At 70.8% G+C, this 18,209-nt stretch carries 15 protein-coding genes; 11 read left to right on the top strand and 4 right to left on the bottom strand.

Annotation, left to right across the window (positions count from 1 at the left end; genetic code table 11):
• Window positions 1-218: 218 nt before the first annotated feature.
• The 7 genes from OG780_RS35405 to OG780_RS35375 all read left to right on the top strand — a co-directional run bounded on the left by OG780_RS35405 (window position 219) and on the right by OG780_RS35375 (window position 7,895).
• Window positions 219-2,036, top strand: a complete 1,818-nt coding sequence (locus tag OG780_RS35405; RefSeq protein ID WP_328455077.1) for a glycosyltransferase — start codon at window positions 219-221, stop codon at window positions 2,034-2,036.
• 8 nt (window positions 2,037-2,044) lie between these two features.
• Window positions 2,045-2,473 (top strand): hypothetical protein, encoded by a 429-nt coding sequence (locus OG780_RS35400; RefSeq protein WP_328455075.1) that lies wholly within the window; start codon window positions 2,045-2,047, stop codon window positions 2,471-2,473.
• Window positions 2,474-2,698: 225 nt separating this feature from the next.
• Window positions 2,699-3,451, top strand: a complete 753-nt coding sequence (locus OG780_RS35395) for a glycosyltransferase family 2 protein (protein WP_328455073.1) — start codon at window positions 2,699-2,701, stop codon at window positions 3,449-3,451.
• Window positions 3,448-4,722 (top strand): glycosyltransferase, encoded by a 1,275-nt coding sequence (locus OG780_RS35390; RefSeq protein WP_328455072.1) that lies wholly within the window; start codon window positions 3,448-3,450, stop codon window positions 4,720-4,722. The genes OG780_RS35395 and OG780_RS35390 overlap by 4 nt, the downstream gene beginning before the upstream one ends.
• A 61-nt stretch (window positions 4,723-4,783) precedes the next feature.
• Complete coding sequence (locus OG780_RS35385) at window positions 4,784-6,079, top strand: lipopolysaccharide biosynthesis protein (protein WP_328455070.1); 1,296 nt, start codon at window positions 4,784-4,786, stop codon at window positions 6,077-6,079.
• Window positions 6,076-7,083, top strand: a complete 1,008-nt coding sequence (locus OG780_RS35380; RefSeq protein ID WP_328455068.1) for a glycosyltransferase family 2 protein — start codon at window positions 6,076-6,078, stop codon at window positions 7,081-7,083. Before OG780_RS35385 ends, OG780_RS35380 begins: the two co-directional genes overlap by 4 nt.
• Entirely contained in the window at window positions 7,080-7,895 is an 816-nt protein-coding gene (locus OG780_RS35375; protein WP_328455066.1) for a polysaccharide deacetylase family protein, read from the top strand. The genes OG780_RS35380 and OG780_RS35375 overlap by 4 nt, the downstream gene beginning before the upstream one ends.
• A 48-nt stretch (window positions 7,896-7,943) precedes the next feature.
• Here the strand turns inward: OG780_RS35375 and OG780_RS35370 are convergent, their stop codons facing one another.
• Genes OG780_RS35370 through OG780_RS35360 form a run of 3 tightly spaced genes read right to left on the bottom strand, consistent with a single transcriptional unit; the run spans window position 7,944 to window position 11,140 of the window.
• Window positions 7,944-8,762 carry a glycoside hydrolase family 16 protein gene (locus OG780_RS35370; RefSeq protein ID WP_328455065.1) on the bottom strand — a complete coding sequence of 273 codons (819 nt, stop codon included), beginning with the start codon at window positions 8,760-8,762 and terminating at the stop codon, window positions 7,944-7,946.
• Window positions 8,759-10,048, bottom strand: coding sequence for an NAD(P)-binding domain-containing protein (locus OG780_RS35365; RefSeq protein ID WP_328455063.1), 1,290 nt, complete (start codon window positions 10,046-10,048; stop codon window positions 8,759-8,761). The genes OG780_RS35370 and OG780_RS35365 overlap by 4 nt, the downstream gene beginning before the upstream one ends.
• 36 nt (window positions 10,049-10,084) lie before the next feature.
• Window positions 10,085-11,140, bottom strand: a complete 1,056-nt coding sequence (locus OG780_RS35360) for a phosphotransferase family protein (protein WP_328455061.1) — start codon at window positions 11,138-11,140, stop codon at window positions 10,085-10,087.
• Window positions 11,141-11,280: 140 nt separating this feature from the next.
• Here OG780_RS35360 and OG780_RS35355 point away from each other — a divergent pair, with 140 nt between their 5' ends.
• Complete coding sequence (locus OG780_RS35355) at window positions 11,281-12,513, top strand: carboxylate--amine ligase (protein ID WP_328455060.1); 1,233 nt, start codon at window positions 11,281-11,283, stop codon at window positions 12,511-12,513.
• A gap of 204 nt (window positions 12,514-12,717) precedes the next feature.
• A complete protein-coding gene (locus OG780_RS35350) occupies window positions 12,718-13,695 on the top strand; it encodes a UDP-glucuronic acid decarboxylase family protein (RefSeq protein ID WP_328455059.1) in 978 nt (325 codons plus the stop codon).
• 117 nt (window positions 13,696-13,812) lie between these two features.
• Here OG780_RS35350 and OG780_RS35345 read toward each other — a convergent pair whose 3' ends face one another.
• The gene (locus tag OG780_RS35345) at window positions 13,813-15,201 is read right to left on the bottom strand and encodes a glycoside hydrolase family 16 protein (RefSeq protein WP_328455058.1); all 1,389 of its coding nucleotides are present in this window, start codon (window positions 15,199-15,201) and stop codon (window positions 13,813-13,815) included.
• 554 nt (window positions 15,202-15,755) lie between these two features.
• Here OG780_RS35345 and OG780_RS35340 point away from each other — a divergent pair.
• Both OG780_RS35340 and OG780_RS35335 read left to right on the top strand, forming a co-directional pair.
• The gene (locus OG780_RS35340) at window positions 15,756-16,697 is read left to right on the top strand and encodes an oxygenase MpaB family protein (protein ID WP_328455057.1); all 942 of its coding nucleotides are present in this window, start codon (window positions 15,756-15,758) and stop codon (window positions 16,695-16,697) included.
• Entirely contained in the window at window positions 16,694-18,199 is a 1,506-nt protein-coding gene (locus tag OG780_RS35335) for an aldehyde dehydrogenase family protein (RefSeq protein WP_328455056.1), read from the top strand. The genes OG780_RS35340 and OG780_RS35335 overlap by 4 nt, the downstream gene beginning before the upstream one ends.
• Window positions 18,200-18,209: the final 10 nt, after the last annotated feature.

The following is an 18,209-nucleotide window of genomic DNA, read 5'->3' as shown; positions in this document are numbered from 1 at the left end:
AGCGCTGATGTGGGCCGGCCAGCGGGAGTCGACGGCCGTGTCGCCCATGGCCGCCGTGCCGGGGCAGGAAACCGACAGGCCGGATCCGGAAGGTGCCACATGCGTCGAGTCAACGCCCCTGCCGGCCGCGGTGGGAGGACGGCCGGCCCCTTCGAGGAGTCGGCGTTCCGCGTCATGAGAGCCGTCGTGGGAACACTGGTTCCCCGGGAGACCTCTTCATGGGCAAGCTCCAGACGCTGACAGGCGGGCGCGTGGCGTCCTTCACCAACGCCGTGGCCCGGCGGCCCGGTGCCGCCGGGGAGCGGCGCCCCTCCGACCGGACCACCGCGCTCCAGTGGGCGACACGCCTGATCCTTCCCTCGGCCCTCGCCCTCTGGCTGCTGTCCCTGCGCCATGTGGATCTCGCCGGAATGCGCGACTACGGTCTGCTGCAGGTGCTGCCGGTGCTCTTCTGGGTCGCCGTCGTCCTGCTCACCCTCGGCTTCTGCCTGGCACTGACCGGCCGGCGAACCGGTGGTGGATGGTTCGCGGGATACGTCCTGGGGCTGATCGCGGTCATCCACGCGACCCCCACACTGCTCTACCCGACACTGCGCTACAGCTGGGCGTGGAAACACGTGGCCGTCGTCGACGCGGTGATCCGCCACCACGGCGAGGTACCCCACGCGGACAAGCTCGCCATCTACAACCAGTGGCCCGGATTCTTCGACCTCAACGCGTTCTTCCTGCAGGCCACCGGTCTGCATTCGGCGCTGGGCTACGCGACGTGGACCCCGCCCGTGTTCAACGCCATGCTGCTCGCCCCTCTGCTGCTGTTCTTCCGGACGGTGACGCGTGACCGCCGGCTGATCTGGGGGGCGGCATGGGTCTACTACTCGTGCTCCTGGGTGGGGCAGGACTACTTCGCCCCCCAGGCCTTCGCGTTCCTGCTCTTCGTGACGATGATCGCCCTGGTCATGGGGCAGTTGCCCACCTCGACGCTGTACCGGACGGGCGACACACGCGCCGGCCGGTGGCCCGTCGGCCGCTTCGTGGCGGTCATGGTGATCGCGGCCGTCATCATCTCCTCACACCCTCTGACACCGCTCATGCTGGTCAGCGCACTGGTGGCGCTGTCGCTCCCGCGGCGCAACCGGCGGGTCGTCCTGCCCGTCCTGGCCGGCACGGTGGTACTGGCCGTGCTCTGGGACGCCACCGTCGCCCGCCCCTACCTCTCGGAAAACCTGGGCGACTTCCTGAACTCCCTGCTGAAACCCGACACCAACGTCGTCTCCGGGCTGGCCGCCCTCGGCGCCGCGGCCCCGGGTCAGATCGTGGTGTCCTGGGTCGACCGGGGCCTGTCCGCCGCGGTCTTCGTTCTGGCGGCCGTCGCCTTCGTGACCCACCGCTGGGTCCGCCGCACCGGCCTGCCGCTGCTCGTCGTGGCTCCGCTGCCGCTGCTGGTGGCGAACGCCTACGGCGGAGAGATGATCTTTCGCGCCTATCTGTTCGCCCTGCCCGCGGCCTCGCTCCTGATCGCCGTCCTCCTTCTCGAGCGGAGCAGACGTCCGCGCGTTCAGATGCTGGCCGCCTTTCCGCTGATGCTCGCCCTGCTCGGGGGACTCATGTTCGGCTACTACGGCAAGGAGTCGGCGAACTACTTCACGAAGGACGAGGTGGCGGCCGGTCGCTTCGTCGCGGCCACCGCTCCTCCCGGGTCCACCGTCGTCTCCCTGACGTCGGCCGTGCCCGGCCTGTACCTGCGGTACGACGAGAACCCCCAGGTGCAGTTGGACGAGCAGGACATCGGCGACCGGCGGCGCCTGGTGAACGATCCGGTGAACGGCCTGGAGGGATTCATCCAGCGGGCCAGCCCGCAACAGCCCGCCTACATCATCCTGAGCCGGGCTCAGGCCGCCGACCTCTACCAGAGGGGGATCCTCCCCGGCGGTACGGTGCAGCGCCTGGACTCGGCCCTGTCGAAGACCCCGGGTTACATCCCCGTCTACCGGAGCAAGGACGCGGTGGTCTACCGGTATCAGGGCGCGAGGAACTGAGCCGGGCCATGACCTCCCTGCGCTGGGGACTCGCGCTGTCCGGCTGGGTGGCCCTGGCCGTGGTCACCTTCCTGCCGGACGCCCTGGTCCTGCGTGCCACGGTGACAACGGCGTTCCTGCTCGTCTGTCCCGGCCTGGCGGCCTCGCGGTGGACCCGGTCGGGCGTCCGGCGTCTCACGGACCGCACCGCGGTTCTGGAGACGGGCGTCCTGGCCCTGGTGCTCAGCCTGTCGACGGCGGTGCTCGTCGTGGAGCCCCTGTTCCTCGGTGGCGCGTTCACCGTCACCCGGGCGCTGCTCGCACTCGCCGCCGTCACCTCCGTCCTGGCCCTGCCGCCCCGTCCCGGCGGAGCCCGGCGCCAGAAGCCGCGTGGCGCCCCGGACCCGGACCCGCCGACGGCCGACAACGGCCGGTCCGGGCCGCCGACCTCCGAGTGAGACGCCGCGGCGGCCTCGCCGAGGTGCCGCTGCGGTCCAGGTGAGGGCTTCGCGGCGATCCCGCACTCCCGGAAACACCATCTCCGCCCCGCCCTGCCCGGCCTGGGCGGATCCGAGTCGCCCGGAGAACTCCGCCGCTCGCTTGACGTCGCTCACAAATCGGGTAAAGGTGTAGATATACGTCGTAAACATATGCCGTATGGGCGCACTCGGAGATGCATGATCATGTACAACGACACGATCACCGGTAACGAGCGTGAAGCCGGGGCACAGGCCACCGTCAGCCTGGTCGTCCCCGCCCTCAACGAGGCGCGCAACATCGCATGGGTCTTCGAACAGATCCCGGCGTGTGTGGACGAGGTCATCCTCGTCGACGGCAACTCCACCGATGCCACCGTCCCCATGGCGCAGCACTGCCTGCCAACCGTCCGCAACGTGCGGCAGAACGGCCCCGGCAAGGGAAACGCGCTGCGCACCGGCTTCCTCGAGGCCAAGGGGGACTACGTGGTCATGATGGACGCCGACGGCAGCATGTCACCGGCGGAGATCCCCCACTTCGTGCACTTCCTCGACCACGGCTACGACTTCGTCAAGGGCTCGAGGTTCGTCGCCGGCGGTGGTTCGCTCGACATCACCCCCATCCGCAAGATGGGCAACCAGGTGCTCCTGCTCGCCGCCAACCGGCTGTACGACGCCTGCCTGACCGATCTGTGCTACGGCTTCTGTGCCTTCCGGCGCAGCTTCCTCGACCAGCTGGACCTGCACGCCGCCGGTTTCGAGATCGAGGCCGAGATGATCGTGCACGCGCTGCGCTCCGGTCTGCGCATCGCCGAGGTCCCGAGCCTGGAACTGCCCCGGCGCAGCGGCTGCTCGAACCTCCACGCCATATCCGACGGGCGCCGGGTGCTGCGCACCCTGTTCTCGGAACGGCCGGGTGCCCGGTCCTCCGCCGCACGACCCGCGCGGAGCGCATCGTGAGTTCCGCCCCGGTCCGCTCCCCTCTCGTCCGGCCCCCGATGCCGGTGGTCGACATCGACCTGGCCCGTCCGGGCGAGTTCCGGCTGCCCGGTGACCGGGGACCCGCCCGGCCACGAGGACAGGCCAGGGCGCTCGTACGCCTGCACGGTCGCCCCCTGGGCATGGTCAGCGCCGCCGACGCCTCGGGATCCGAGGACCTGTGGCGGGCGCTGGCCGACACCGCCCACCTGGAACTGGCCGGGCAACTCGCCCGGCACCGTGCCATGGACCGGACCGGACCCGCGGACGGTGGCGTCCGGCGCCACACACTCCGGCAGACACCCGTCATCAGCGTGGTCGTGGCCACGCGCGACCGTCCGGAGAAGCTGCGGCACTGCCTGCACTCGCTGCTGCGCTCGGCATATCCCGAGTTCGAGATCATCGTGGTCGACAACGCCCCGGCGGACGACACGGCCGAAGTCCTGGTCCGCTCGGAGTTCACCGGGCGGGTCCGCTACGTCCGCGAACCCGTCGCAGGGCTGGCCCGCGCCCACAACCTCGGGCTCGGCCGGGCGCGCGGATCCGTCGTCGCCTTCACCGACGACGACACGCTCGTCGACCCCGGATGGCTTTCGGCGCTGGCCGAGACGTTCGCACACGACACGCGGATCGGCTGTGTCACCGGGCTGATCGTGCCCGCCGAACTGGAGACCCAGGCCCAGACCGCCCTCGAACGTCAGGGCGGATTCGCGAAAGGGTACGTGCCGCGCACCTGGTCCCTGTCCGATCCGCCGGCGGACCCGCTGTTCCCGTTCACCGCCGGACGCTTCGGCTCGGGCGCCAACATGGCGTTCCGTACCACCGTGCTCCGCGCCCTGGGCGGCTTCGACACGGCGACCGGTGCCGGGACCCCCGGCCGGGGCGGTGACGACCTGCTCGCCTTCTTCGAGATCCTGACGGCCGGTCACGCACTCGCCTACCAGCCGAACGCCATCGTCTGGCACTGCCATCGCCGCACGATGGACGCCGTGGCCGCACAGGCCTTCGGCTACGGCGCCGGCCTCGGCGCCTACCTCACCGGCGCGCTGCTGAGCGACCCGCGCCGGCTGCCCGCCCTGCTACGACGGCTGCCCCGCGGCATCCGCTACGCCATGACCCGATCACGCGACCGAGGCGCCGATCCCGAGGCCGACTGGTCCCGGCACCTGGCGCTGCTCGAAATACAGGGGATGGTCTACGGCCCCTGCGGCTATCTCCGCGGACGCCTCACCGGCGCCGGCGCCGGAACCTGATGACGAGGTGAGCGGCTTGTACACCCGTCGGGTGACCGAATCGGCAGCAGGAGGCGCCGGTATGCGACGACGGCCCCTGGACATGCTGCGCGCCGGTGTCGCCGCCGCGCTCCCGGGTGAGCCCGTACTCCGCACGGGACACGTCCTCGCGGTCAGTTCCCTCGTCAACGCGGGCCTCGGCTTCTTCTTCTGGACCTTCGCGACGCACTGGTACGACGAGCGGACCGTGGGCCTGGGCTACTCGGCACTCATGGCGTCCCTCCTGCTCACGGGCATCGGGCAGCTCAACCTGAACGACTTCCTGGTGCGGTTCGTGCCGACCGCCGGCCGCCGCACCCGCCGTCTGGTCCTCACCTGCTATACGGCGAGCACGTCCTTCAGCGTGGTGGTGGCCGTGGCATTCCTCGCGCTGGTGCCGGTGGTCGAACCGGAGCTCGGCTTCCTGCTGACACCGGTCACCGCGATCTGCTTCGTGGTGGCGACCGCCGGCTACGCCGTATTCGTCCTGCAGGACGGCGCGCTCACCGCGGTCCGCATGCCGGGCTGGGTCGTGGGCGAGAACCTGATATTCGCCGCCGTGAAGATACTGCTGCTCGCTCTGGCCGCCGCTCTGGGCTTCTTCTCCGGGATACTGCTGTCCTGGGCCGGAGCTCTCGTGGTGTCGCTGGTCGTGGCCAACTACGTCCTGATGCGCAGAGGCATTCCCCGGCACGAGCGGACGACGACGACCGCGCCGCCACCGCCGCGCATGCTCGGGTACGCCGCGGCCGACTGGGCCGGCTCCCTGTTCCGGGTCGCCGGCTACACCCTGGTCCCGCTCATCGTGCTGAACACCTGCGGTGCCGAGGCGAGCGCCTTCTACTCGGTCGCCTGGGGCGTCGCGTACGTGCCCTACCTGATCGCCCGCAACATGGGAACGTCACTGCTCGCGGAGTCCGTGCGCGGGCCCGAACGACTCGTGAGGCACTCCCTGCGCGTCCTGCGTCACTCGGGTCTGCTGCTGGGCGGCATCACGGTCGTCCTGGTCGTCGCGGCCCCGCAGATCCTGTCGATCTTCGGTGCCTCGTACGCCGCCGAAGGAACCACGCTGCTGCGGCTGCTGGCCCTGTCCGCGCTGCCGAACCTGCTGCTGAGCGTGGCCATCGACGTGGCCCGGGCGCGACGGCGTCTGCACTGGGCGGTGTGGCTGCAGGCTGCGATGTGCGTCCTGGTGCTCGGGCTCACCCGGCTGCTGCTGCCGGAGTTCGGCGTCGCGGGCGCGGGCCTCGCCTGGCTCGTCACGCAATGCGTGATCGCCGCGTTCCTGCTCGTGTCCTGGTCCCGCTGGCTCGTCCCCGTCACTGAAGGGTCATCATGAACAGCGCACTCTCCACCGAGCGCACCGTCCCCACCCTGTCGGTCGTCATCTGCGCCTACACCCTCGACCGTTGGGAGGATCTGCGGGCCGCGATCGGGTCGGTGCTGGTCCAGGACCCGCCCGCCGACGAGGTCGTGCTGGTGGTCGACCACAACCAGACCCTCCTGGAACGCGCCGAACGCGAATTGTCCGGCGTCCATGTGGTGCCCAACCAGCGGCGCCGCGGTCTGTCGGGGGGCCGCAACACCGGAGTGTCGGTGTCGCGGACCGACGTGGTCGCCTTCCTCGACGACGACGCCACCGCGGAACCGGGATGGACGGGCCGTCTGCTGGCGCCCTACGGCGACCCCCGCGTGGTGGGCGTCGGCGGGTTCGTCCGGCCGTGGTGGGCGACCGCGCGCCCCGTGTGGTTCCCCCCCGAATTCGACTGGGTGGTGGGCTGCTCCTACCGGGGACAGCCCCTGCAGGCCGCCCCCGTCCGCAACTTCATCGGCGCCAACATGTCCTTCCGCAGAAGCGAACTGCTCGCCGTCGGCGGCTTTCTGGACGCCCTCGGACGCGTGGGCAGCCGTCCGGCGGCGAGCTGCGACGAGACGGACCTGTGTCTGCGGCTCGCCGCCCGTGCCCCGGAGGCCGTCCTGCTGTACGAGCCGGCCGCCGAGATACGGCACCGGGTCCCCGAGTCCCGTACCAGCTGGTCCTACTTCCGCAACCGCTGCTACATCGAAGGACTGTCCAAGGCGCTGGTGGCACGGCGCTGCGGCCGCGGGCCGGCCCTGGCCAACGAGCGCGTGTACGTGCGGTCGACCATCTCGCGGGCCCTCGCCCGCAACGTGACCCGGATCCGGCGACCCGGCGCGCTGCGCACGATCGGGGCGCTGTCCGGGGGTGTGTGCGCGACCGTCACCGGTTACCTCGTCGGATCGATCCGGCCGTTGGGCTCCCCGGCCCTCTCCCGGCGTCGCCGCGGAGTGGCGCCGCCGACGACGACGGCTCCGTCATGAGCGTCGTACCCGTCTTCCTTTACCACGCGGTGTCGGACGACTCACCGCCGTGGCTGGCCCCGTTCACGGTGAGTCCACGCACGTTCGCCGAGCACCTGGACATGATCGCCGACAGCGGACTGCGCGTCGTCCCGTTGCGGCAGCTGGTCGCCGCCCTGCTCGGCGGTCCTGCGGTGCCACCGCGGTCCGCGGTGCTGACCTTCGACGACGGATACGCGGACTTCGCCTCCACGGTGGCTCCGCTGCTCGCCGCACGGGGGCTTCCCTCGACCCTGTACGTGACCACGGGCGCCCTGAGCGCCGCCGGCCGGCCGTCGGGCGGCGGGCCGTTCCCGTCCGTGGCGACGCTCGGCTGGAACCAGGTCAGGGAGCTGGACGCGGCCGGGGTCGAGATCGGCGGACACTCCGTGACGCATCCGCAACTGGACACGCTGCCCCGGGCATCGGTGCGGCAGGAGGTGACCGGGTGCAAGCAGCGGATCGAGGACACGCTCGGGCACCGTGTCGACGCCTTCGCCTACCCGCACGGCTATTCCAGCCGCGCCGTTCGCGCGCTGGTGCGGGAGGCCGGCTGGACCTCGGCCGCCGCCATCCGGGCGGACTCGGCCTTCAGTTCGGAAGGGGACGACCCGCTGCGGTTCGCCCGGCTCATGGTCCGGGCCGACACCGGCCGCAACCGCTTCGCGCTCTGGACCGGCGGCGAGGGGGCACCCGTGGCACCGTTCGCCGAGGGACTGCGGACCAGGGGCTGGCGTGCCTACCGCCGGGCGAGAGCGATGACCGGGCTGCCCTACCGGGCGATACCCGCCTGACCCGACCCCCGGCCAAAGAGCACGAACGCGCGGACCGCTGACGGCCCGTCAACGCTGCCAGACCCGGACCCAGTCCACGAGCATGCGCGCCGAGTCGGTGCCCGGCGGCGGGGTGTAGGGGAGGCCGACGGCCAGGTTCAGAATGACTTCCATGGGCACGTGGGGAATGCGCTCGGGGGCCGTCACCCGGAACCGTTCGACCCCGTCGACGTACCAGACGAGTCTGTCCTTCTCCCAGAGCAGCCCGAAGAGGTGGTAGCCGTCGGGGAAACCGGACGCGGTGAAGGTCCCCCGTTCCTTCCTCTCGGCGCCATCGGCGTTCCTCCAGTGCACGAACATCGACAGCCTGCGCGTGGTGCCGAGGAACTCCATGATGTCGACCTCGGGCGGGGTGTAGCGGTTCGCGGGCATCATCCAGAACTCCGGTGCCATCCCGCCCTGTTCCGGGATACGGACCGCCGCCTCGAAGTAGCCGTAGGTGAAGGTCCTTCGGGGCTGGGCGTACCAGTCGTCCCGGCCGGTGGAAATCATGCCGGACACCCAGGGGTAGACCTTTCCGTCGCTGCCGCGGACGGCCCGGCGCTGGGCGGTGAGGCTCAGTTTCCCTCCGCTCACGGTGACCTGACCGGGCTGGTACCACTCCAGTTCGTTGTTGGTGCTGATGGTGCAGCCGCGCTCGTTCCAGTCGTAACACGTGGTCCAGCGGCCCTTGTCGAGACGCGATCCGTCGAAGTCGTCGTGGAAGACCAGTCGCCAGTCGCCGGGCACCACGGGCCGGGGGATCGCCGTTCCGGGCGGGGATCCGCAGGCACCGCATGCCACCAGCAACAGCATGAGCACGCCGAGCACCGCGCCCCGTGATGTCATGGGCGGGCACGGGTCCCGGCCGCGACCGAGCCGGCCAGACGGCGCGCGGCGAATCCGGTGCCGGCGACGAACCGCAGCACGGGTCCGAAGGTGGGAGCGGCGGCCAGTCCGGTGAAGAACAGCCCGGGCACGGAGGACTCGAACCCGGACGACAGCCGGGGTGCGCCGTGGAACGTCTCGACCTCGCGGCGGAGTTCGGGTGCCAGCAGTTCGAGCCGGTCGACGTCCACCCGGTACCCCGTGGCCAGCAGCAGATGGTCGGCGCGCAAGGTCTCCGTACGTCCGCCGGTGTCCATGCCCCCGAGCTCGAGACGCACCATGCCGTCCTCTACCCCCGCGGAGCGGACCGTGCGGCCGCACAGCACCGGGATCCGGTCGTCGACGCGGTCTTTCAGCCACCAGCCGCCGGAGGGACCGAGCACGTTGTGCAGCAGCCGCAGCCGCAGCCCTTGCGGCAGACGGCGAATCGCGCGGCCGCCGTGGCTGCACGCCAGCAGCGACCAGCCCGGTCCGAGCGGGGAACCCGGCTTGAGGATCCGTACCGGACGCGGCCGGTCGCAGGGACGGTCGGTGTCGGGCGGGCTGCCGAAGGCGACGGACGCCGCGCGGGCGATCACCGTGGGAAAGGCCCCGGCCTCGTGCAGCAGCGCGGCGCTCTCCAGGGCCGACTGCCCGGCGCCGACGACAGCGATCCGCTGTCCCGAGAACCGGCCCAGATCACGGTGCCGGCTGGTGTGGGAGAACAGCTCTGCCGGGAGGAGCCCGGCCAGTTCCGCGGGCTCGTGGGCGAACGGGACCAGTCCGGTGGCCATCACCACGTTCTCGGCGAGGAACTCTTCCCCGGAGTCCAGGGTGACGCCGAACAGCCCGTCGACAGGCACGACGGTACGGACCCTGCGGCGCTCCAGTTCCGGCACACGGCGCTCCTGGAACCACCGCCCGTAGGCGATCATCTCCTCGACGGGGATGGGGTACCGGTCGCCGACGGGGCCGCGTCCCCGCGCGGTACGGAAGTCCTCCAGACGGTATCCGGACTCCGGCGCGGAGAGGGAGGAAGCGGCGGGGACGGACTTCAGGAACATGCCTTCGGGCATGTTGGCGTGCCAGCACTCCATGGGTTCACCGAATACCCGCCGCGGTGTCCCCGCCGCGCTCAGCCAGGCGGCCGTGGCGAGCCCGTAGGGGCCCGCCCCGATCACGACCGTGGGCAGCCGCTGCGGAGCGTCATGGATGCCCCTGCTCCCGGCCGCTCCGTGCCGGGCGCCGAACCGGGTGTTCATGGGCATGGTCGCTCCCTCTCGTCTCGGGTGGCGCCGCGGCCGTCACGGTCGCGTACCGGCCCAACGCGCGCATTCGTCGAGCACGGGGGCGACCGTGTGGGTGAGCCACCCGTAGCTGTGGCCGAACCTCGGAGACTTGCAGACGTTGTTCACCACGTGCCACAGCCAGCTCAGCAGGGGAACGGCCACCGGATCGGCGACACCGTCGTCCGGGTCCAGCCCGGCCAGCGCGAGCAGGGCGCGGTCGGCGTCCGGTATCCGGCCGGCGCGCAGCGTCTCGGCGACCAGGCGACCCAGCGGGCGGCCGGTGAGGGTACTGCGCAGGGCCAGGACGAAGGAGTAGGCGTCGATCTCGCACGGCCCGTCGGCGCGGCCGCTGCTCCAGTCGAAGACACCGGTCACCCGGAGGGGGACGCGGTCGAGCAGCACGTTGCCGGGGTGGTAGTCGCCATGGGTCCAGCCCTCCGTCAGCACCGCACCGGTCAGGGCCGCGTCCAGCCGGTGGCGCAGGGCCTCGAATTCGACCGCTCGACGGCCGGACCGGTAACGGGGCATTCCTGCGGACAGAGCCGTCAGCTGCGATTCGCACCAGGCGGAGGCCCGGTCGGCCGCCTTGCGGGGACGCCCGGTGGCGGACCGTATGTCCGCCAGCAGCCGCATGGCGGGCGCCATGGCGGCATACGGGTCCCCGGAGGTGTCCAGGATCAGCCGCTCCGCCGGGACGCCCGGGAGCGCGCTCTGGGCAAAGGTCCCCTCGGGCCCGGGCGAGCCGACGACCCGGGGCAGGAGAGCACGCCATGGGGCGAGCCGGCCGTCGGCGGCGAGCTCCCGCAGGACCTCCCACTCCCGCGCCGTGACGGCGGCGGCGGCCTCGTCCCTGGGGTGTTTGATCACCAGGCTCTCCCCGCCGTGCCGCAGCTCGAACACCAGCAGGCCCGCCTTGGGCAGCGAGGGGCGCCGGACCACGGTGATGTCCCTGGGACCGGCGCCGGGTACGAGCCAGTGGGCCCGGAGGCGGTCGTCGAGGCCGGCCAGAGCGCGCGGGAAGTAGAGGGGCAGCAAACCGGAGAGCGAGGACATCTTGGCGGGTGTCTTCATACCAGACCTTGCCGGGCTGTCAGCGGCACGACCCCTGCTTGTCGGGGATACTGAATGCGGGCGATTCACCACTGTCGAGTGGATCTGCGAGCTTCGTCCATGTTAGTTCCTTTCAGGAGAAGCGTCCCGGAGTGGTGCGGGTGGTCGTCTTGCTGGACACCGAGGTACCCGTGCTCCTCGCCAGAATCGGCAACTATCCGTTGCACCACGGCAGTCTGGGCGTGGTGCGCACGGTCGGACGGCTGGGCGTCCCGGTCCACGCCGTTGTCGAGGACCGCTTCACCCCGGTCGCCCTCTCGCGCCATCTGACGAGCAGATTCGTGTGGCCGACGACCGGTTGCGAGGAACCGGAGCAACTCGCGGACGGTCTGCTGTCCATGGGCCGGGCGATCGGCTCCCGGTGCGTGGCGGTGCCGACCGACGACGAGGCGGCGATCCTGCTCGCGGAGTACGCGCACCGGCTGAAGGAGTGTTTCCTGATTCCGCCCGTGCCGGCCCACCTGCCGCGCCTGCTGGCCTGCAAGGCGAGCCTGCACCGGATCTGCGCCGAGGCAGGTGTGCCCTCGCCGTCGTCAAGGGCGCCGGAGAGCCGCGACGAGCTGGTCGACGCGGGCCGCGAGCTCGGCTATCCGCTCGTGCTCAAGAATCTGGCGCCGTTCAGCAGACTCCGCACCCCGGCCGTCAGCGGCACCACCACCGTCGTGCCCACCGAACGGGCGCTGCTCGACCGCTTCCCGACGGGCCGGCCGCCGCCCGTCCTCGTGCAGGAGTACATCCCCAGACAGCAGGCGGAGGACTGGATCACCCACATGTACTGCGGTGCGGGCGGTGTTCCGCGCGCTCTGTTCACCGGCTTGAAGCTGCGCTCCTGGCCTCCGTACGCGGGGATGACCGCCCGGGCGGTGGGACTGCGCAACCCCGAACTGGCCCGCCTGGCGGAGCGGCTGTGCCGCCGTACCGGTTACAGCGGACTGGCGGATCTCGACTGGCGTTACGACCGCCGGGACGGACAGTACAAACTCGTCGACTTCAACCCGCGCGCCGGCGCCCAGTTCCGCCTCTTCGAGAGCGTCCACGGAGTCGATGTCGTCCGCGCCATGCATCTCGACCTGACCGGCCGTGCCGTGCCGGACGGCGCCCAGGCCGAGGGGCGGGTCTTCGTCGCCGGCCAGCTGGACTTCGCGTCGGCGGTGGCGTGGCTGCGCCATGAGCGCCGGCTGCCGTCCGATCTGCTGCACGTACGGCCCACCGAGCGGGCCTGGCTCTCCTGGGACGATCCCCTGCCGGCCGCGGCCGAGGCGCTCCGGTTCACGGGGCTGGTGACCTGGCGCCTGCTGCGGCCGGAGCGCTCCGGCCCGGCCGGGTGCCGCTGACCGGAGATCTCACCCGCGCCCCGTCAGCGCCATGGCCGACGGGGCGCTTCCGTCCGCGACCGGCCGGGCCGTGCGGCCGCCGGGTTCATGGATCCGTCCTCGGCACGCGTTGACCTCAGCCCGTCCTGGGGCGACCATGTACATATACGTCGTAAATATACGGACTGGCGGTCCACAGCTCGGCCGAGCGGAAGGACGAATCTCATGCGTGTGGCGGTGTCCGGTGGCAGCGGCTTTCTGGGGTCCCATCTGTGCGAGGAACTGCTCCGCAGGGGTGACACCGTCTACTGCCTGGACAACTTCTCCTCGGGCCGAAAGGCCAACATCGCCCGCCTGCTGGACCGGCCGGGCTTCCACTGCGTTCCGTGCGACGTCACGGAGCGGTTCCGCTTCCCCGGGACCGTCGACGCCGTCGCACACCTCGCGTCTCCCGCGTCCCCGGCCGACTACCATCGCCATCCGCTCGAGACGCTGGCGGTCGGCAGCCGGGGGACGGAGAACATGCTGCGGCTGGCCGAGAGCCAGCAAGCGCGCTTCGTCCTGGCGTCCACCAGCGAGGTCTACGGGGATCCGGCGGTGCATCCGCAGGACGAGGACTACTGGGGACACGTCAATCCCATCGGCCCCCGCAGCGTCTACGACGAGGCCAAGCGCTTCGCGGAGGCCCTCTCCATGGCGTACCGGCGCAGCCACGGGGTCGGCGTGGGGATCGTCCGGATCTTCAATACGTACGGCCCTCACATGCGCCCGTACGACGGCCGCGTGATCTCCAGCTTCATCCGGCAGGCACTCGACGAGGAGCCTTTGACGATCTTCGGCGACGGCTCCCAGACGCGGAGTTTCTGCTATGTCGACGACCTGGTCCGCGGCCTGGTGGCCATGCTCGACTCCGCCGAGCCGGGACCGATCAATCTCGGCAATCCGGAGGAGCACACGGTGCGGGAACTGGCGGAACTCGTGACGGGTATCACCGGCTGCAGCGGCGAGCTGCGCCATCTTCCGCTGCCTGTCGACGACCCGGTCCGCCGGCGCCCTGTCATCACCAGGGCCCGCGAGGCACTCGGCTGGCAGCCTCGGGTGCCCCTGGAAGAGGGGCTTCGGCACACCGTCGACTGGTTCGTGGCGGAGGCGCGGGCCTGCGCGCGACCGCCGGAGCGCGCCGTCGCCGCCGGGCCGTCATGACGTAGGACGGCGCGCCTCGAAAGCCGCGCCGCCACAGGGGAGTCGGCTGCCCGGGGGCCGACAGCCCGAAGGGCGCCGGCCGCATGATGCGGCCGGCGCCCTGACATATCGGTGGGGTCAGTGCTGCCAGGCCCTCACGTAGTCGACCATCATGTCCGCGGGAACCACGTTGGTTCCGCTGTGACTGGGGTTGATGGCGTTGTTGAGGATCAGATACATCGGGGCGGAGGTGATCCCGGAGGTGATCTGACCGACCTGCTTGCCGTCGTAGTAGTAGGTGACGGAACCCTGTTTCCATTCGGCGCCGAACGTGTGCCAGCCGCCGGAGTAGGTACCGGAAGCGCAGCCTCCCGGACCGCCCGCCGTGGAATGGAAGTGATAGCAGGCGGAGCCGCCCAGGCCTTCGAGGACGTCCAGCTCGCCATCCGTCGGCCAGTTCTGCCCGTCCAGCCAGAACGAGGGCCAGTTGGCCATCTGCGTCCCGGACGAGGGTGTGTAGATGCGGGCCTCGAAAGCGCCGTAGGTGAACTGGGCCTTTCCGTTGCTGGTCACCAGGCCGGAAACGTTGGGATACGTCTTGCCGTCGACGGTGGTCGGCTGCTGGATGAGCTTGAGGTGGAGCGATCCGTCGCCGACCGTGACCTGCGACGGAGAATAGGCGGACCCCTCGGCGGAGTTCACCGGCTTGGTGGCACACCCGGAACAACCGAACCAGTTCGAGTTCCACTTGGAACCGTCAAGAGCGGTGCCGTTGAATTCATCACTGAACGCCTGGTGCCAGGTGCCGGGGATACCGACAGGCGCGGTGGCGGTCGTGGACGGCGCGGAGGACGTCGGCGTCGAAGCCGGCGTCGGCGCCGAAGTCGAAGCCGACGGTGGCGTTGTCGTTGCCGTCGGTGTGGGGGATGCGGGCGGTGTGGTCGTGCCCGCGGGAGTCGAGGCCGTCGGTGTCGGTGTCGCGGTCGCCGTCGGTGTCGCGGTGGGCGTCGGTGTCGCGGTGGCGCCGGTACCGGATCCGGTGGTGAGGGATTTCACCGGAGAGAGGCTGTGCCAGCGGTCGTGGAACTTGTACGCAACGAAATACGTATAGGTGCCGGCCGGGAATGCGCGGGAGCCCGAGGTGTATGAGGTGGACCGGGTTCCCAGCGTGGCCGCGGCGGCTCCGGGGAAGTCGTAGTTGCCACCGTCGGCGGATCGCACGGCGACCGTCAGCGCCTGCAGTTTGATCGTTTTGGCGCTGTGGACGGTAGCAGTGGCTTTGGACTGTCCGTTCGGGGCCGCCGACACGGACAGGGAATCGACCACGACGCCGGGGGTGGCGGCCTCCGCCTGATCGGTTTGCGTAAGGACGCCTCCGGCGAGCGCGGCGGTGGTGACCGCCAGCACACCCAATTTTGTTCGCATGGCGCGAGAACGACGGTGTTTCCGATTATCAGTTGTGCAATTCATTGGCATGTACGCGTGACCTTTCGCCCCCATGCGACAGCTGGACCATTCGTAGAACACGTGAGCAATGGCGGACCGAACGGTCATGGACTCTGCGCGAGGCAAACTCGATCCGCAAGTGCCCTGCCGACGTCGAAGCGCACCCATATCCCCTGGAAATTCTTGTCCCGCAACCGAGTTGGCCACGTCGGGCCGGATCCAGTGACGTCCGACACGCGAGGGGGCAATTCGGTCATATGCATCGAATCGCACGTTACTGGTGGGATCTGACGCCCAGTGAGCACCTTCCGGAGTCACCGCCCCGGGGCGAGGGCGGCCGCGGCGCGTGACGCGCACCCCTCGCAGGGCACCGAAAACACCTGAACCACCCCTCGGGCGTACTGCCATCCCCCGCCGCCCGCAAGGAAGTTGGCGGCTCGGACCAAAGCCGCGGCATGCCCGCGGGCGCCTCGGCCCCTCCGTTACGTCCGGAGTATTGACGCTTGATGAAACAACTCAATAGTTTCAGTATCATCGACTCACCCTGGGGGTACTCGCTTCGTCGCCCCGACCCGAACGTCGGCAGTCCGCAGATCCGACCGCTCACGCCGCGATTCCGGCAGGAGGGATCCCCCATGGGCCGCTACAGCCGGCTACGCCGCATCCGGCAGATGGATCCGCAGCAGGACTTCGAGCAGATCTACCGGTGGGTCATCCACTACGAGTTCCCCCGCGACTATCTCCACGGGACATCGATCGCGTTCCTGCGCGACTACGGCATCCCGCGCATCTCACAGCTCCTGGACCGGACCCAGGAATTCGAACGCGCCGGTCAGAAGCGGTACGACGACACGGTGCTGATCACGTACGAGATGGTCCGCGAGGGGATGGACTCCGAGCACGGCCGGGCGGCCGCCCGCCATCTGAACCGCATACACGGCCGCTACCGGATCGCCAACGAGGACTTCCTGTACGTCCTGGCGACCACGGTGGTGGGGCCCAAGCGATGGATCGACCGGTTCGGCTGGCGGCGCCTGTCCGAGCAGGAGACCGAGAGTCTGGCGCTGGTGGGCCGGCGGATGGGCGAGATGATGGGCATCTCCGGCGTGCCCGGCACCTACGCCGCGTTCGAGCGACTCCACGACGACTACGAGCGGGAGATGTTCGCCTACGACCCCGCCAACCGCAGGGTCGCCGCCGCCACGCTGCGGATCATGGCCTCGTGGTACCCGGCACCGGCACGGCGCCTGGCGTCCCGGGTCGCCCTCGCCGTCCTCGACGAACCGCTGCTCAAGGCACTCGGCTTCCCCCGGGAGCCGCGCCTGATGCGGGCCGCCGTCCACCGCGCGTTCCGCGTCCGTGCCGTGCTGATCAGGCTGCTGCCCGGGCGTCCGGAGCGGTTCCCGCGCAAGCCCAGGGCGCGCACCTACCCCTTCGGCTGGACCCTGGACGACCTGGGTCCGCACTGGGCGCACTCCCGTCCGCCGGCCCCGCTCCCGGACGAGGCGCCGCCCGGACAGGCCTCCGCTCCGGCGCAGTCGTCCGCTCCCCCCGCTCCCCGTCAGGAGACCCGATGACCGACACCACCCCGGCCGCCGCACCACGCGCCGCGACCTTCACCACGCACTCCCCCGCGACCGGTGAACCGATCGCCTCGCACCCGGTGAACGGGCCGGAGGAAGTCTCCCGCGCCGTGGCACGGGCCCGGAGTGCCCAGGCCGGCTGGGCGGCGCTGCCCGGGTCCCGGCGCCGTGACCACCTGCTGCGCTGGAAGAAGGCGCTCGCCTCCGACCTGGACGCCGTGGCCCGCGTCATCGTCGAGGAGACCGGCAAGCCGGCCGGCGACGCCGCGCTGGAGGTCGTCCTCACGCTGGAGCACCTGGGCTGGGCCGCCCGCAACGCCGATCGCGTGCTGCGCCGGCGGAAGGTCGGCACCGGGCTGTTCGCCGTCCACCAGCGGGCCTCGCTGGTGCACCGGCCGCTGGGCGTGGTCGGTGTGATCGGCCCCTGGAACTACCCCCTGTACACCCCGATGGGTTCCATCGGGTACGCCCTGGCCGCGGGGAACGCCGTGGTCTTCAAGCCGTCCGAGCTGACCCCGGGCACCGGCGTCCTGCTGGCAGAACTCTTCGACTCCGCCGTGCCCGGGCATGCGGGGCTGCTCACCACGGTCACCGGCGCGGCCTCCACCGGGGACGCCCTGGCCCGGTCCGGGGTCGACAAGCTGGCGTTCACCGGATCACCGGGGACGGCCCGCAAGGTGATGGCGGTGTGCGCCGAGACGCTGACACCGTTCCTCGCCGAGTGCGGCGGGAAGGACGCGGTGATCGTCACCGCGGACGCGGACCTGGAAGCGGCCGCCGACGCGATCGTGTGGGGAGCGCTGAGCAACGCGGGACAGACCTGTGCGGGGGTGGAGCGCGTCTACGCGGTGCGGGAGATCCACGGGGCGCTGTGCGAGCGGGTGGTCGAGCGGGCCGGGGCACTGCGCCCGGGTGCCGAGGCGGACGCCCCCTACGGCCCGATGACCCTGCCGGGCCAGGTTGCGGTCGTCGAGCGCCATGTGACCGACGCGGTCTCGGCGGGCGCGCGGGCCCTGCTCGGCGGACCCGAGTCGGTTCGCGCCCCGTATGTCGCGCCGGTCGTGCTGACCGGGGTTCCGGAGGACGCGGCGGCGATGGCGGAGGAGACCTTCGGTCCCGTCGTGTCGATCAACCAGGTGGACGACGTGGACGAGGCGGTGGAGCGGGCCAACTCCTCGCGCTACGCCCTGGGTGCGGCGGTGTTCTGCCGCAACGGGCGCGCCGGTGCGGCGATCGCGGCGCGGCTGCGCGCGGGGGCGGTGTCCGTGAACTCGGTGCTGGGCTTCGCCGCGGTGCCGGCACTGCCGTTCGGCGGTTCGCAGGACTCCGGTTTCGGACGGATCCACGGCGAGGAAGGGCTGCGCGCCTTCACCTCCGTGCAGTCGACGACGGTGCAGCGGTTCACCCCGCCGGTCGTGCTGACGTCCTTCACGGTTCCGGCCGCCACGCGGGAGCGTGCGGTGCGGCTGGCCCAGGCACTGCACAAGCGCCGCTGAACGGCCGCCC

The organism is Streptomyces sp. NBC_00386, from assembly GCF_036063235.1.
GTDB lineage: Bacteria > Actinomycetota > Actinomycetes > Streptomycetales > Streptomycetaceae > Streptomyces.
The sequence above is the reverse complement of the archived record's forward strand: the minus strand, read 5'-3'. Positions and strand labels throughout refer to the sequence as shown.

Bases quoted from the DNA above. Each gene is read 5' to 3' on its own strand.
- OG780_RS35405 (WP_328455077.1), top strand. From the start codon at position 219: ATGGGCAAGCTCCAGACGCTGACAGGCGGGCGCGTGGCGTCCTTCACC.
- OG780_RS35400 (WP_328455075.1), top strand. From the start codon at position 2,045: ATGACCTCCCTGCGCTGGGGACTCGCGCTGTCCGGCTGGGTGGCCCTG.
- OG780_RS35395 (WP_328455073.1), top strand. From the start codon at position 2,699: ATGTACAACGACACGATCACCGGTAACGAGCGTGAAGCCGGGGCACAG.
- OG780_RS35385 (WP_328455070.1), top strand. From the start codon at position 4,784: ATGCGACGACGGCCCCTGGACATGCTGCGCGCCGGTGTCGCCGCCGCG.
- OG780_RS35380 (WP_328455068.1), top strand. From the start codon at position 6,076: ATGAACAGCGCACTCTCCACCGAGCGCACCGTCCCCACCCTGTCGGTC.
- OG780_RS35375 (WP_328455066.1), top strand. From the start codon at position 7,080: ATGAGCGTCGTACCCGTCTTCCTTTACCACGCGGTGTCGGACGACTCA.
- OG780_RS35370 (WP_328455065.1), bottom strand. From the start codon at position 8,762: ATGACATCACGGGGCGCGGTGCTCGGCGTGCTCATGCTGTTGCTGGTG.
- OG780_RS35365 (WP_328455063.1), bottom strand. From the start codon at position 10,048: ATGCCCATGAACACCCGGTTCGGCGCCCGGCACGGAGCGGCCGGGAGC.
- OG780_RS35360 (WP_328455061.1), bottom strand. From the start codon at position 11,140: ATGAAGACACCCGCCAAGATGTCCTCGCTCTCCGGTTTGCTGCCCCTC.
- OG780_RS35350 (WP_328455059.1), top strand. From the start codon at position 12,718: ATGCGTGTGGCGGTGTCCGGTGGCAGCGGCTTTCTGGGGTCCCATCTG.
- OG780_RS35340 (WP_328455057.1), top strand. From the start codon at position 15,756: ATGGGCCGCTACAGCCGGCTACGCCGCATCCGGCAGATGGATCCGCAG.
- OG780_RS35335 (WP_328455056.1), top strand. From the start codon at position 16,694: ATGACCGACACCACCCCGGCCGCCGCACCACGCGCCGCGACCTTCACC.